The sequence below is a fragment of the Paraburkholderia sp. JPY419 genome, from assembly GCF_050435705.1.
Classification (GTDB): Bacteria; Pseudomonadota; Gammaproteobacteria; order Burkholderiales; family Burkholderiaceae; genus Paraburkholderia; species Paraburkholderia youngii.
Map to the genome: position 1 here is coordinate 875,305 of NZ_JBNDKV010000003.1, position 14,502 is coordinate 889,806.

Annotated in this window: 7 protein-coding genes and 1 pseudogene; 4 read left to right on the forward strand and 4 right to left on the reverse strand. The window is 57.7% G+C overall.

Features of this window, described 5'->3' with window-relative positions; translation table 11 throughout:
* Window positions 1-112: 112 nt before the first annotated feature.
* The 3 genes from QFZ91_RS27805 (at window position 113) to QFZ91_RS27815 (ending at window position 3,914) form a co-directional block, all read left to right on the forward strand.
* Window positions 113-924, forward strand: a protein-coding gene (locus QFZ91_RS27805; protein ID WP_429569064.1) for an IS5 family transposase whose coding sequence is annotated in 2 segments (ribosomal slippage) — window positions 113-461 and window positions 461-924 — 813 coding nt in all. Because the reading frame shifts where the segments join, the coding sequence is not laid out codon by codon here.
* A gap of 1,208 nt (window positions 925-2,132) precedes the next feature.
* Window positions 2,133-3,118, forward strand: a protein-coding gene (locus QFZ91_RS27810; protein WP_429568700.1) for an IS630 family transposase whose coding sequence is annotated in 2 segments (ribosomal slippage) — window positions 2,133-2,592 and window positions 2,592-3,118 — 987 coding nt in all. Because the reading frame shifts where the segments join, the coding sequence is not laid out codon by codon here.
* Between the two features lie 328 nt (window positions 3,119-3,446).
* A complete protein-coding gene (locus tag QFZ91_RS27815; RefSeq protein ID WP_429569065.1) occupies window positions 3,447-3,914 on the forward strand; it encodes a hypothetical protein in 468 nt (155 codons plus the stop codon).
* A gap of 3,421 nt (window positions 3,915-7,335) precedes the next feature.
* Here QFZ91_RS27815 and QFZ91_RS27820 read toward each other — a convergent pair.
* Together QFZ91_RS27820 and QFZ91_RS27825 are read right to left on the reverse strand one after the other, a co-directional pair.
* Window positions 7,336-8,316, reverse strand: coding sequence for a ParB/RepB/Spo0J family partition protein (locus tag QFZ91_RS27820; protein WP_176369391.1), 981 nt, complete (start codon window positions 8,314-8,316; stop codon window positions 7,336-7,338).
* The gene (locus QFZ91_RS27825; RefSeq protein ID WP_176369392.1) at window positions 8,313-9,521 is read right to left on the reverse strand and encodes a ParA family protein; all 1,209 of its coding nucleotides are present in this window, start codon (window positions 9,519-9,521) and stop codon (window positions 8,313-8,315) included. Before QFZ91_RS27825 ends, QFZ91_RS27820 begins: the two co-directional genes overlap by 4 nt.
* A 1,587-nt stretch (window positions 9,522-11,108) precedes the next feature.
* Here QFZ91_RS27825 and QFZ91_RS27830 point away from each other — a divergent pair.
* Window positions 11,109-12,473 (forward strand): replication initiation protein, encoded by a 1,365-nt coding sequence (locus QFZ91_RS27830; RefSeq protein WP_368718766.1) that lies wholly within the window; start codon window positions 11,109-11,111, stop codon window positions 12,471-12,473.
* A 145-nt stretch (window positions 12,474-12,618) separates the two neighbouring features.
* On the opposite strand, the gene QFZ91_RS27835 is transcribed toward QFZ91_RS27830, so the two are convergent.
* Window positions 12,619-13,197, reverse strand: coding sequence for a hypothetical protein (locus QFZ91_RS27835; protein ID WP_176369395.1), 579 nt, complete (start codon window positions 13,195-13,197; stop codon window positions 12,619-12,621).
* A 28-nt stretch (window positions 13,198-13,225) separates the two neighbouring features.
* Window positions 13,226-14,007 (reverse strand): annotated as a pseudogene (locus tag QFZ91_RS27840) (IS5 family transposase).
* Window positions 14,008-14,502 lie beyond the last annotated feature (495 nt).

Genomic DNA, 14,502 nt, shown 5'->3' on the forward strand with positions numbered 1-14,502 from the left:
TCTGCACGCGACACGCTTCGTCCACTAAGAACCCTTAACAAAATGAACAAAGGGGCTGTTTACTCTCGATGAATCCTGCTAACCTTTTCATTGTTTCGACGACGAAAAGGACATGGCTAAACCCATACTCGACGACGAACTTTGGGCATTCATCGAACCGTTGCTGCCCCCGGCAAAACCAAGGCGAAGCCGTTATCCGGGGCGCAAGCCACTCGATGATCGTGCGCTGCTCACGGGCATCCTGTTCATTCTGCAGACCGGCCTGCGCTGGGACCTGCTGCCACGTGAGATGGGCTGCGGCAGCGGCATGAGTTTCTGGCGCCGTCTGCGAGCCTGGCAGGCCGCCGGCGTCTGGGACCGGCTGCATGAAGTCCTGCTCGCGAAGCTTCGCGACGCCGACCGGATTGACTGGTCCCGCGTCGTTGTCGACTCCTCTTCGATCCGCGCGGTAGGTGCAGGTCAAAAACGGGACCGAATCCCACCGACCGCGCGCGACCAAGTTCAAAGCACCACCTCATTACTGAAGCGCAGGGCATCCCGCTCGCGGTAATTCTCACCGGCGCTAACCGTCACGATGTCACGCAGCTTAACGCGCTGGTCGACGCGATCCCGCCTATCGCTGGCAAGCGAGGCCGGCCACTTTCGAAGCCCCGCATCGTTCAGGGCAACCGGGGCTACGATCACGACAAATACCGCCGTCCGCTACACGCTGCCGGCATCACCACTGAAATCGCCGGACGCGGCAAGCCTCACGGCAGCGAACTCGGTAAAACACGCTGGGTTGTCGAGCGCACCATCTCATGGCTTCACAACTTTCGACGACTTCGCATCCGCTTCGAACGCCTCGCATTTATCCACGAAGCCTTCATGAAAATCGCCTGCTGCATCATCTGCTGGCGAAAGCTGAAAGAATCATTTTGTTAACGCCTGTAAGTTACTAAAGAGAGGAAATTTCAGGAGATGGCAAATCGGTCCGAACCCTATTGCGTGGTCTGGAGCACAAGGAGCTGGACTCGCTTCTGGGACGGATCGTTGTGCTTGAGCAGTTCGTCGCAGGCATTACGTAGCCGCAACATGCGCAAAATCGGGTCTATTAAAATAAGTTTTCTTATCTTATGGCCAACGCAGGAAACGGCCTCAAGAAAACGCCGATCGTTCCTATTCCGCAATTGCATAGGAGTGCCACGTATATTTTCAATATTTGACCGCGACGCCCAGCACATTGCCACGCCCGATGCGCGGTTGAGTTCCCATAGTGCGTGGGCGTCCGACACGTCTGTAGCCTCGTTCTAAGAGACGGAAACGCGGCGCTGAATGGCAGCGCGAGGCTTCACTGGACGGCATTGAGGTAATGCTTGATCGCAGTGACCCCTGCTATGTATTCGACGACTGCAGGAGCGTCCCGCTGCATGCGTCGGACATACAGTTCTAGGATTTCGACGGCAATTGGGCGGTCTGTTTGGATCTGGGCGGTATCCCGCACACCGCAAGATCTAGTGTTTCTACGACTCGGCAGCAGCGAAACCCGCGGGGTGCCGAACGGGTAATCGTCGCAGTTCGACGACATCCGCGGGTGGCAAACTGCCCTCTTCTTTGCAGGGCGGTTTGTGGCGAAGCGATTGGGAGCCGTTACGCGGACTGACGGTTAGTTGCAACTTCGCCCCGCCGACGTGGGTTGACACGTTTATTTACGCAGTTGAGACAGATTTAATACGTTCTACGCGAACTGCGTGGTCAATGGCAGCGCATGGCACCGTGTACTGTGCGGGATCGACTGTCGCTTCGGACTGACTGCGCAGTTCAACTTCTGGCGAATCACTCAACCGGTTTTGCGACGACCGAAATTTGATGACATGAACGGCACATCGGCCTGAAGGACAACTTGGGTATTAAATAGGCCTCTCGAAGCCGAGACAGTTTTAGGACCTTCAGGCGCGGACCTCATCGTGGCGCGGGGCGTGATCTCCACGATCGACGCCGGACAGATTTAAGCGAGCCTGCAATGACATCGAAAATCGTGATTGCAAAAATGGGGGCGACTACCATAGATTTATTGAGATTTACTAAATTCACGACAACCGATTCTCTGCTGGTGCGTTATACGGTCATCACGTTGAAGGGAGACGGGGTTGATGGCCAAAATGGACGACGCTACGCGCAAGCGGGTGCGTGCCGGTCGCTTGATGTTGGCGGGCAAGACGCCCGCCGAAGCGGCAAAGATGGTCGGAGTGGCGCGGCAGACTGCATACACATGGAAGGCCCGACTCGACGAAGGTGGCATCGATGCGCTCCGCGTGATGGCCACGGGGCGGCCGGCGCAACTGGATGCGGCCCAACTCGAAGGTCTGCGCGCAGCGCTGCTGCAGAGCCCGTTGACACACGGATTCGGTACCGAACTGTGGACGCTCAAGCGCGTACGGGTGCTCATCGAGCGACTGTACGGCGTTACCTTCAGCGAGGTACATGTGTGGCGGTTGCTGGGCGCCTTGGGGTTCAGCTCGCAAAAGCCGGAGCGCCGGGCGATCGAGCGCAACGAGGACGCGGTACTGACCGGGAAGCGCAAGACCTGGCCCGCGCTCAAAAAAAGAGTACCGCCGAAGGAAGACTGATCGTCTTCATTGACGAATCCGGCCTCTCGGAGCGCCCCACACGAGTGCGCACCTGGGCGCCCAAGGGCTGCACGCCGATCATTCAGTACCACTTCAACTGGAAGCACGTTTCGGCCATCGCCGGTCTTACCCGTACCAACTTCGTGTTCCGACTGCACGACGGCGCGATCAGAAGCGCGCAAATCATCGAATTCCTCAAAGCGCTGCGCGCGCAACTCAGGCGCAAGCTGATGATCGTGTGGGACGGCGCAGCGCAGCACAAGAGCCGCGTCGTGCGCGAGTACCTTGACAGCACGGATGGCGCAATCCAGATGGCGCTGCTGCCCGGCTACGCCCCGGACCTGAATCCAGTCGAATACCTTTGGGCCTGGCTCAAGCGGCACGCATTGGCGAACTTCTGCCCTGATAACCTGGCCGAACTGAAGCACACCGCTCGAAACAAGCTCAAGAGCGGCCAGAAGCGCAAATCGATCATCGTTGCCTGCTGGAAGCAAGCCGAGCTTTGGTGATGTCATGAATTACGTAACTCTCAATAATACGTTCTACGTCACGGCCAAGGCGGAATGACAGCATCGGCTATTGCTCGCCGCTTGAATTCGAAAACCTGCTTGCGAAAAATCAACTCTCATCGCAACGCGAGTTGTCCACCGGCGGGCAGCGTCATAGTCGTACGGCTGCGGACAACCCGCGATTCAACGCTTTACGGAGGATCAGTACCGCATTAAACCCAACTGCAAATCTATCCGTTGAAGCGGTCATCCCTCAGCCCCGCAAAAGCGGCAGACCGCTTGCCTTCACGTTATTGGTCCGATCGTGAGTTCGTCTGGCGCCCAGGAAATGTGGCCGCAAAAACGCAACGACTCCTTTATTGAGCTCTTAGAAGAGCCCAGTTTGCCTCTCGTCCTGCGCTGGCGGCAAAGAGGCTCGGGCGCGCCGGGCCCCGCCGCGACGCGCGAGTCGGCGCACATGAGCTACGAGCTCGGCGCGCGCATCGTCGGTCACCAATACGAGTGCATAAAGCTGTACGCCGTCGGGCCTGCGTTCGGGGCGCGCCCGCAGCGAAGCGCGCAACGCGAACCGACGTGCGCGGTCAAGCAACTGCGCTCGGCTCATTCCGGGCCAGCACGCGGCGACGAATTGGGATACAGGCGCCGGGAGCGATTCAGGTGCGCAATTGGCGGGCAGCGCCAGAGCCACGAGTTCGAGGCGATAGGCCATGCGAAGCGAAGAAGTCCGGACCATATAATCTTGGCGGAATCTGTGTTGCGCGACAACGGTCTCGCTGCGCTTTTCATCAAGCAATAACGGTCTTGGAGAAGTCGCTCGTTACTAGGTCTAAGTCTAGGCGGCTCGCCTGGAACGACGTTGGTTCGCCCGCCGTCTGGTAACCACCCATAAGTAACAGTTATTCATCGCAGGCTAGGTCCGCTACAAATTACGTATCATTCACTACGATAGAATCAAACGGCGCCCAGACGCCATCGTTTTACGACCGCACAATCAGTTTTTGCCCTCCTTAGCAAAAATCCGCCGTGAAACAAATGCCGGAAACAGCGGGGAGGCATTGACGGACGGGGCTTCCAGGCAATTGAAAACAGTTTCGCAATGTTTCACGAAGGTACCGCGTCCGCCGCCGCGAAGTTTCGTGGCTCCCGGCTATAGGATTGGGCCCGTGAGAACGGCGTTCATTTAGTTATACCAGGTAAATTGCCACAATTAACCCAGTACCGATTTCTTTTTCCCACGGAACCAACCGCGCTCCAAACTTTCTGCCCCCTGCGCGACGGACCCACGCCGCAACTCTATCGCTGCCCGGGGCAGGCTCAGGAGAAGCGTTTATCCTGCCAAACAGAAACCCGTTGCGACGGAACGTGTGCCCCACGCGCTGCTGCACAGTGCTGCCGTCGTTGCACGCAGGCATTGAGCGTCACGTTCCGCCCCGAATAGTCCTCGAGCACCGTCAATGATGAGCAGCGTCGTACGTTGTGCGGCCTAACCAGCTTTTTTGAAAGCCGTGTCCGAGAGCTTCTTGCGCTGTGGATGCTCGAAGCACGGTCGTCTGATAGCGGCTACGGGTGCCGCTTCGTCGATCAGGCCGTGGCAATGCGGGGTGTAGATAGCGGTGCACCTCAGTGTGACCAAGCTCGCGCAGACGCCTTGCTGATCTTTTGTCGGCCTCAGCGAGAATGCCCCTAGAAGTTCTAGTATCCGCTGATCCACTGGTCGTGTTGCTGGCAGGCACTGACCGGCGCGATTTGTGTCGTTGTATCGCACGAGAGTCGAGGACCTGAGCCAAGTGACTTGCAGAAGGACAGCGACGCAGCGCTCGCGGACCGCTCGTCGCGTTTGGCCGGCTGTACGCGGCGACAAGCGGTCCGGGTGTAATGAAGCACGTCACGATGGAGAGATTGCGATGCTGTCGGAACTGCGGAGTCAAGCATCCGCCTGCACGCCTACGGATTCGGGGCTTGCTCCGGAGTGTCACCCTAGGGAGCCGATTCGCCCGAAATCATCGCGGACCGCGCTTGTATCACCCTGTGCGGCGCACTGGCCGCAGCAAGGCTGCATGCGATCGTGAGCTGGTATCGGCAAACTCAAGCAACGCTCGGCGTGCTTGCACTGATGCGGGAAAAGATGAGCAAAAACCTGATGGAGATCGGTGCGCACTCATCATCCGTGCCTTGGTGATATTCGAACGCATCGGCCGCGTGACAGCAGAGCTGAGCGGCACCCACGGATAAATCGTAGAACGGGCTATTCCAGGTTCCGAGTGATGATATCTCGGTGCGTGCGTATCTGTATCACTGGCCCGAATCGCGAGACGCCGCGTCCCTGTCAGAACGAGTTGGAGCGACACCTTCTCAGGTATGTATGCCGTGAGCACATCGCGATGTCGAGCATTGGGACCCACGCGGGCGATCGCCACGAGGAGTTCAGTGCCAACTCGGATCTAGATGGGATCGGCAAGGGCAAACTGAGGCGTTCATTGCGGCAACGTCCGCTTGCCGGCCCGCTTTCGCCGGAGTTGCAGCGCTCTGGGGTGCTGGTGCTACTTGGTTCTCAGAGCCGCTGGCAGCCGTGCAGAATCTATCCAGCAAACCCTGGGTGGTAGGCGATCTCCTGGCTATCGGCCAGAATGAATGTCACATCGCCATCGACAAGACGCTGCCCCAGTTGCTCTAGCGTCGCTCCCCGCGCCAGACGGCATCCCCGCCCGGGTGTGTGAGCGTTACACCGAGCCAGCGTCCAGCCGCCCGCTGTTGCCGAAAATGACTGCGATCGCGGCGCGTCCGAAAGGGAAGTCGACGTCTTGTGCACGCGCTGGGCGTTCGTGGCCACGGCGTCGTGCTCAACTTGACGGTCTGGCGCTTTTGTCGTCCGTCGTCGTGCGGAATACGGTCGAGGCAAAGGTAAACCATGTGGGTGACCGCGGGTTGCTCACCGGGGACAGGTTCGGGTCGAATTCGCTTTTGGACGTCCAGACCTCGACGGTCTCAAGAACACTCTGATGCTGTTGTGAAAGGCATCACGAAAGTCTGCCGGCGTCGACTACAACTTACGGTCTCTCGACGAGGCCCGTTGTCTACGTGGCTTTTCTTCCCGCTGGCGTTGTTGCTGGTAGGAACGCGGTTGGAAATGCTCGCCGGGCAGGCTGGGTTCTACGACCACCGTGTTCCTACTAGGAACACGCCGAGGCGACGGCACGGTCCGCTTCCGACCGGGCCACTGCCTGTCCCTACCAGCCGCTCAACTATGCTGGGTGACGGGACTTACCGGCCAATCGCTCGCGCCACCGCACGAGTCTCCGAGTCATTTGAATTCGGCCGGCGACATCGTCGCAGGCCGCGCGCTGGCGGCGCAAGCGTTGAGCACCATCACGAAGTCTTCTGCGACCCGAATAGGCCAGACAGCCGCTCGTGCTCTTGCTCCTTGCGATCGGCACCATGTTCGCAGTAGGGACACGGAGCTCGTGACCGCTCCCGGGCTCCGTACAACCCGCGGTCCGGGTTCGTCTCCGCCGCCGCTTTTCTGAGCTTCCGCGCGACGCCACCGTGCGCTTTCCTTGTGTTATCTATGATTTGTGTTCCCTGGACGACACGCGAAGATCTGACGGAGTCTCATTCCGCGCGCTCGTCGGGGTAGGTGCAACCGTGAGACCTAGTGAAATGACTCGCCGACCGAGCAGGGCGACCTGTGAACGTAGGCTGACAGACGTACCCTTTTCTTTGCCGGACTCCGGAGCAGCGTGTTCCTGGTAGGAACACGGTCAAGGGTAAGGTTCGGCGCCGTGCCATTCCGACGACAAAAGATGCGACCGTGAACTATCGCTTCTCACGCAACTGGGCACTTCGCAGTAAAACCCACCGTTGCGAGCGACGTGGGAAGCGTGCGGCCGCACATCGATTTTCGGTGCGCCTGATGGCGTCGCGGCGCTGGTCGACCGGACGGGCAGCTCGCTCCTCTTCGCCCGTCCAATGTGTTCCTACCGGGAACACGCACATCCGAAAGGCAGCGCGATACCAGACCTGCTACCCCCAGAGACCAGAACCCGTGTTCCTAGTAGGAACAGATCGCGTTCCCCTCGTCCCGGCGTCGGTGGTGTCCGGCGCCGTGCTTGGCGCTAAGACACGTCCCGCTGATTGCTCGATTCGATAGGGCGGAGCCGCTAGGTGAACACACGAAAAAAACCCCTCCGAAGAGGGGTATTCGCGTCCGCTCGTTACGATTACGGGATATCAGCGAACAGCTCATTTATCAGCGACCGGATGCGTTCCTCCTGTGCCTCGGTCAAGATGGCGCTCTTCAGCTTGACGGTGAAGCTCACTGAATCCTTCGTTATGCTGCCCGCGTGAGCCTTACCTGCATAGACCTTATGAATGTCCCGATTCGTGGTGGGCGGCGCGGCTCCGCGTCGGAGCATGGACCCCTCTAGAAGCTTCGCAAATTTACTCTGCTCAAGGCTACCGCTCACCAGTTGCCTCCAAAGATCCGCCGCGACTTCGGACGCCGACTGACCGAATTTCTTGAGCACCGTGTTGGTGTCGCTCGCGGCGTTACCGCTAAAGAGTCCTGGGCTCCGCTCGAGGTCTTCGAGCATGAACGTCGGAAGGTTCTCGAACGCCATGTAGCGGTAGAGCGAGCTGCGGCTAAGGCCCATCGCTTCCGCCATTTTCTTCCGGTCCGGAAACTCCTTCTCGGCCCGGCGCATCGCCTTCCCGATCTCGTAGTCGGTTAGGTCTTCCCGGCTAATATTCTCGGTCAGCGCCATGACGGCCATATCGGCGTCGGTGACATCGACAATAATGACCTTGATGTCTTCGAGTTCAAGCAGCTGATGCGCGCGCCAACGACGCTCACCAGCAATCAGCTCGAAGTATTCTTCGCCGTCCTGCAACGTAATGCGACGGACCAGTACCGGCTGCATCAATCCTACTTCCCTGATGCTCTCCGCAAGCTCCCGAAGTTTGGCTTCGACGAATCGGGTTCGAGGCTGCCAGGGATTTGGTCGAACCTTGGCTACAGGAACAACGCTCTGCGCCCCTTGCGCTTCAAGTTCTGCAATGCGCTGCTCAGCCTGAGTCAGCTTGGTCATCAAGCCAATGCCTGTTTTGGGCCGGTTGTTGTCCCCTGTCGGCTCTTCAATGTGCCTTTCCGCGGCCGGCACCAAATTCTGCGTGTTTGCCTTAAGGCGCTCGCGCATGTTCATTCTGTGGTCCCCCACTTGTTGGCGTAAAAATCGTCCATCCAGCGGCAATACTCTTCAAGAGGCTCGCGAATACGGGCAAGCGTCTTGTTGCCGCCCTCCCATTTCGATACATCGAAAACAGTCGATAACCCCACCGCGCCTGTGCTCATCACCGAGCTTGCCGGCACTTCGGTCTGGCTCATCCAGTGGCCATATGCTGCCTGCACCCAGCTGCGAACGATCGGGGCCGAGGAAGTCGAACTGTTGTCAACGCGCGAAAGCAGGATACTGACGAAGTCGAACTTCTTTTCGCTGTCGCCGCCTTCTCGGAAAGCCGGCGTCATGTCATTGAAGAGGCTCCAGAACGAGACCGAACTGATGAAGTCCAGACTTTCCGGAACCAGAGGCATCACCATGCCGTCCGCCGCCATTAGCCCATTGATCGTCAGATATGAGAGCGACGGCGCCGTATCGAGAATGATGTAGTCGTACTTCCGGCGCAGCGGCGCCAACCCGTCACGAAGAATGGACCAGAACTTGTATCCCTTCACTGTTTTTACTTGGGAGGGAATCCAGAACTCAGCCGCGAAAAGTGTTGGGTGGGCTGGAATGACATCAATCCCGTCCCAGTACGTCGGCTGCACAACGTCTCCGAGTTCGACGTCGTTCGGTTGGTAAATGAAAGGAAGTACTGTATCGTCCTCGCCCAACATCTTCTCCGCATATAGGCCGCACAGCTCAGTGAGCGACGCCTGCGGGTCCAGGTCGACCAGCAATACCTTGCGCCCGCGCAGGCTAAGCCCTTGCGCAATGCACATGGTGGTGGTGGTCTTGCAACTGCCACCCTTGAAATTCGAGGTGACAACGATTCGTCCCGCTGCTTCGCCTTTCTCCAGCAGCGGTGACCTTTTAATCGGAGAGACTTGCTGGACCCACGCCCGCGTCTCGGCAAGGCTGAAATTGCGGATCCGGCCATTGCCCTGGACCTCTCCTTGCGGGAGCGTGCTGCCTTCCCGAGTCGCTAGGTAGTGAAGCCTCGCGCGGTCGATACCGCACATCTCCGCCACCTGAGTAGACGTGAATGTCGGAGCATGCTTCCGCGGATTGGGCGTCAGAATGTCCTTCCTCAGGTCGCGCGTTAGCTGATCGAGTTTCTTCGAAAGTTCTTCCACGCCGTCAAGAGTGACGGTTCTATTGAGTTCGGGAAATTCACTCTTCACTAGCATATTCAACGCTCCCCTCGAAATTCTTGATGTTGCGTAGAATAAGCGATGGAGGGAAAAACTTCATCCTTTACTTTAAGTTTTTGAAAAAACCGACGCGTCAGAACGCGCTGTAGAGGCTTGAGAGGGTCCCGCCCATCTGCTTGCAACGGCGGAATGATGATCCTCGCCAGCAGCCCATAACCCCCATCCCTGGAGCTGACCCAAAATCAAACGGGCGATGTAAGGCGTTTGAAGTCGCAGAAATCGCAGAAATGGCGTATTCAAAAGCGCAAGTCCTCGTTCGGTGAGCTTCCAACGGACCAGCGGTTCCCCGATGTGCTCTTCCATAGAAGGGCAAAGACACCAAGATTGTTGTTGCAGAACGTTCGCCCAACTCAAGGTCACTAGGATTGTGCGATGTCCCGTGCACGGGGAAGGCAAAGTCACCGAAATTGTCGGCTTCAGCCATTTTGCAGGCTATCTAAACGGCGGTACCCATGCTAAGGCGTACAATTCTTGTGACCTTTCTCGGCTAAGAGAACGCGCAAACGCCCCTTGGTCGCGGCTTTTCTGCAAACACAGGGTGTACTACCAACAATTCCGGTGACTTTTCGTGCCTCATCATAGGCGCTCCTACAATTCTGGTGACTTTGCCGCCGGAGGTATTGGCGTCAGCAACCGCTCACGGGAGCCCCAGACCATTGCAATTCCCAACGGCATCAATGACTTAACATGCATTCGCCCCGGCAATTTCTATTGCCGCAGAACTCCACTCGGATTGCAGAGGCTGCCGAGCGCCACCGCGCGGACCTCAAGCGGCAGATCTCCACAATTTCGGTGACTTTTCGCCCAGACCATGTCTCACGTCGATCCTACAATTTCGGTGACTTTGCCAAGTTAAGGGCCCTCAAGATCGCGGAGGGATCTCCAATCTTGGCGGACCTTGCCACGCCACACACGACAGGCCCACTCGCGAACCCTTGACGCAACAGGGGTCTTGGCGTACGCAGTGTGCGCTGGCGGAAACAACTTTGGTGACCTTGTCGGGGCCAAAAACTGCCCGAGATCAGCCTCCGGCAAGCCTGACGCGTCCGTCGGAACAATTTTGGTGACCTTCTCCACAAATCCGGTGACCTTTAGATATCTGCGCCCGGCTCTTGAGACAAATTGAGTGACCTATCTACACCGAACGATGACCTTGCCGCACAATCCCGGTGACCAATCGAGCCGCTGATGTGACCTTTCCAAGCTAAGCTCTTGATTCTATTGGGTGCGGGATGACTAGTATGTTGGTTTAGTTTTCTTAAAGACACTAACTACCAAACCAAACCGCAGCCAAATTCGCTCGGGCAAACACATACTCACAATCGCGATTGCTAACTCCGGTCTCTTGAAAACGGGGGGACTGAAAGGTCACCAAAATTGTGCTCCTGCCGCCGGCGACCCTCGGTATTTGTCTGCGCTCGGCCCCGCTTGTCTGGCCCCCCAACTGCTGCAGAACGCGCATGTTGCGGCGGGAACAACTTTCTGTCAGGCAAAGTCACCGAAAATGTTTTGACATTTCGACCTTACCAGGTCACGCTCCGGCCCAGACCAACTGGAGAGGGTATGGATAGCGCGGCGCATCAACTGGCTCTGGCCTTGTTTGAAGACTACACGGCCAGAGGCGAAAGCATTGTTGCTGCACCCCATGATCTGGGCTTCCGGCGAAGCAACGCTTTCGTCAAGATCGTCGACCTTAGCCTCGCGGCCCGCCGTCTTGTCGATGTTGCGTACTTCCTGGTCGCGGACGACCCTGAGATTCGCAAGGAGTATCGCGTCGATTTTGGGCTCTTCAAATGGTTGATGTGCACGACGAGCGAAAACCGGCGGCACCTCACCAAGCTAATTCGCGAAGCCCAGAAAGCCGCGATCGAGCTGACCGAAATCGACGTCGCGGACCCCACCAAAGAGCGCTGGGGTTCTGTCCCTTTGATGGGCTCGGCGTTTGTTGACGACGGTGAGTTCACCTTTGAATTGGCGGAGCGGCTTCAGCGAGCCATAAAAAATCCCAGTGCATCGCACTTCCTGAGTCTCCGCTACGTTTTCAAGTCTATTCACTCGAAGGTTCTTTACGACCGGCTCCAGCCATACATGGCAGACGGCGTGACGCCGTGGTTCGAGGTCACCGCCATGCGCGCCTTGATGGGTTGCGAGACCAAGACCTACGACCTGTTCAAGCACTTCCGCAGCAAGGTGCTCGAGACCGCGATGACGGAGATCCTGGAAGTTACGGGCATTCGTATCGACATGCTTACGCAAAACGTTCCGGGGTCCAAGCGCATCGGCCAACTACGCTTCAGGTTGCAGGGACAGCGCCAAGGCGATGAGCAAAAGACCGCGCTCGTCGTGCTTAAATCGCTTTACGACACGCTGCGCACGGAGTTCGCGCTCAACAGGGCGGAGTTCAACGAGATCATTGCCAATCGATCGACGTACACCGATGACCGCATCAACCAAGCCATCGAATACACGCGACATATGGCTGCCCGGGGGAAGGTTAAAGTGCGCGCAGGCGGTTATTTCATGAAGGCCTTACGCGAGGACTACCTGCTGGGCACCATCGACAAGGACATCCATCAGCAGGCTCTGGCGCTTGAGTCCACTCAGCAGGTAGCGCGGGAGGACGCCGACACACGGGAAGCCCAACTGAGCGCCGCGGCGAACGACAAAAAGCAAAAGGAAGTGGCACTTGGCTGGGACCACTACAACACGCTCGCTCATGAGGAACAGGAAAATGTGGCCGCAGAGTTCGCGACAAGCCCCGGCGCAATACTCATTGCGAAAGTGATTAAGGCGGAGCCGAAAGACTTGCTCGCGCAACTTACAGATCCAAAGGTGTACAGCGCATTCGGCTCCTTCGTTGCCGGCAAGATATCGCGGAAGGCGAAGGCCGCGCGAGTGTCTAAAGCGGCCGTTGTCGACGAGGCGTGAACCTGCAGCAGGAACCTGCTGTGCGCCCGCTTACCGACAAGGTATAGGGCCCGCGACCAATGTTCATTTCTCCAGACAGGGATGCATAGGAGGAATGCGGCTTCGCTCGGTCAATCAAATGCGCCCGCATAGATTTCAAATGAGTTCAGCTGCGCGTCGCAGCCTTCTTGGGTGCAGAGAGAGCTCCTGCCCGGTGCTTCCAGTTGTAGGTCGCAAGCAACGCGTTGAGGATCGCTTCCAGTTCTACTATCCGCGGGGCGATCTGCTCGTAATTTGGCACGTCGAGGCGTAAATATTTTTTACCGGGAATGATCCTTACCCGCACGCCTTCGCGCACGACTGGCTTTCCAGTGGTAAGCACGGTAAACACTTCCTCAAGCGAACAATTCGCAGTGACGTGCGCCGTTCGACGAGCAAGTTCTGATTCGCCAAGCTGGCGAGTAAGCGTTTGAAGCGTCTGAATATTTCGAAAAGATAACTTTCTATTCCTGAATACTTCAAGCACGGCTTTAGGAAGTCGTGCTGCACCTACCATCCTCGACACTTGCGGATACGAGATGTTCAGTCCGGTGGCAATGGCTCGTAAGCTCGGCCACAGCCCCAGTTCAAGCACTGAGAGATAGAACTCACCAATGGCGATTACGGAAGCCCGTGTTGCGCGCAACTGCTCGTGCAACGCGATGGCGGCTTCGCGGCGAAGCGTCATGTCGTTGTTGTATTCCATGTTCTTTGCCTGCTCGTTAGAGATGGATTCAAAAAGGCTGCTCCGTCCGTCTGAAGATGTTCCAGCAGACGAGGGAGCAACCGAATTTGAGAAGTGCTTCGTGAATGTCGGCCCGACGTTCGAAGCGAATGCGAAGACGACGGAAGTTGTGAAGCCACGCATGCGTACGTTCGACAACCCAGCGGAATCTGCCCAGACCACTGCCGTGTTCTGTCCGGCGCTTGGCGATCACCGGCTTGATGCCGCGCTCGCGAAGTTTCTACCGATGCGCCTCGGAGTCATAGCCACGGTCTGCGTAGATGACCTTGGGCTTCTGAAGCGGCCGGCCACGTACGCCGCGAATCGGTGGAATGGCGTCAAGCAGCGGCAGCAGCTGGGTGACGTCGTTACGATTCGCGCCAGTGAGGATCGCGCTGACAGGAACGCCATTGGCGTCTACGAGAATGTGGTGCTTGGAACCTGGTCGCGCGCGATCCGTGGGGTTCGGACCAGTTTTTCGCCCGCCCCCACAGCTCGCACGGATGAAGAGTCGACGGCTGCTCGTGAGAAATCGAGTTCGCCTGCCTCGCGTAACTTCGCCAGCAGTAGCTCGTGCAATCGCTTCCACACGCCGGCCTTCTGCCAGTCGCGCAACCGTCGCCAGCAGGTTGACCCCGATCCAAATCCCAATTTGGTCGACAGGTCCCGCCAGCGGATACCGGTCTTGAGCACGAACAGAATGCCGTTCAGTGCAGCTCGGTTCGCAACCGGCAACCGGCCTGGATACTTCTTGCGCCGGGGTTTGAGCGAAGGCAGCAATGGCTCGATCAGTGTCCGCCCATCCTTGGTTCCAGTTGTTCAGGTGGCCAAGGTTAACAGCTTGCCGAGAAGGTTAACAGCCCCCAGTGGGTCTTTTTGATTCCGTCTCTTAGGAACCGATCTATCTGAGACAGCAGCAATTGGACGCTGAAGGCGTTGCACCGGTGAAAGAGGTGTCTGAGCCGGCTCAGACACCTCTCTTCTACACGCCATGCAATAACTGAAATGCGTTCGGGAATAAGGCATTGAAAATAAGTGGAAAACTGCGCTCACATGCAATCCAACCTTGTTGGCTAGCCCCCCTGCCGACTGTGAAACGCGTGAAACAGCGATGGGAAGATGCTACCGCCTTACAGGAAAACCGATTTACCCAAAAGCTCACGAATTTCTGCGTCATTTCACCTTAGGTCCCTGAGCCGGCTCGGCCGTCCGTGACCCTCTTTAAGCGGCGCCGAAAAGCGGCGATAAATCGCATCTCTTTCGCATGATCGGCTTCCACCCTGGGCT

What these genes read in the sequence shown, in the direction of transcription:
- QFZ91_RS27815 (WP_429569065.1), top strand. Translation starts at nt 3,447, where the DNA reads ATGTGGCCGCAAAAACGCAACGACTCCTTTATTGAGCTCTTAGAAGAG.
- QFZ91_RS27820 (WP_176369391.1), bottom strand. Translation starts at nt 8,316, where the DNA reads ATGAACATGCGCGAGCGCCTTAAGGCAAACACGCAGAATTTGGTGCCG.
- QFZ91_RS27825 (WP_176369392.1), bottom strand. Translation starts at nt 9,521, where the DNA reads ATGCTAGTGAAGAGTGAATTTCCCGAACTCAATAGAACCGTCACTCTT.
- QFZ91_RS27830 (WP_368718766.1), top strand. Translation starts at nt 11,109, where the DNA reads ATGGATAGCGCGGCGCATCAACTGGCTCTGGCCTTGTTTGAAGACTAC.
- QFZ91_RS27835 (WP_176369395.1), bottom strand. Translation starts at nt 13,197, where the DNA reads ATGGAATACAACAACGACATGACGCTTCGCCGCGAAGCCGCCATCGCG.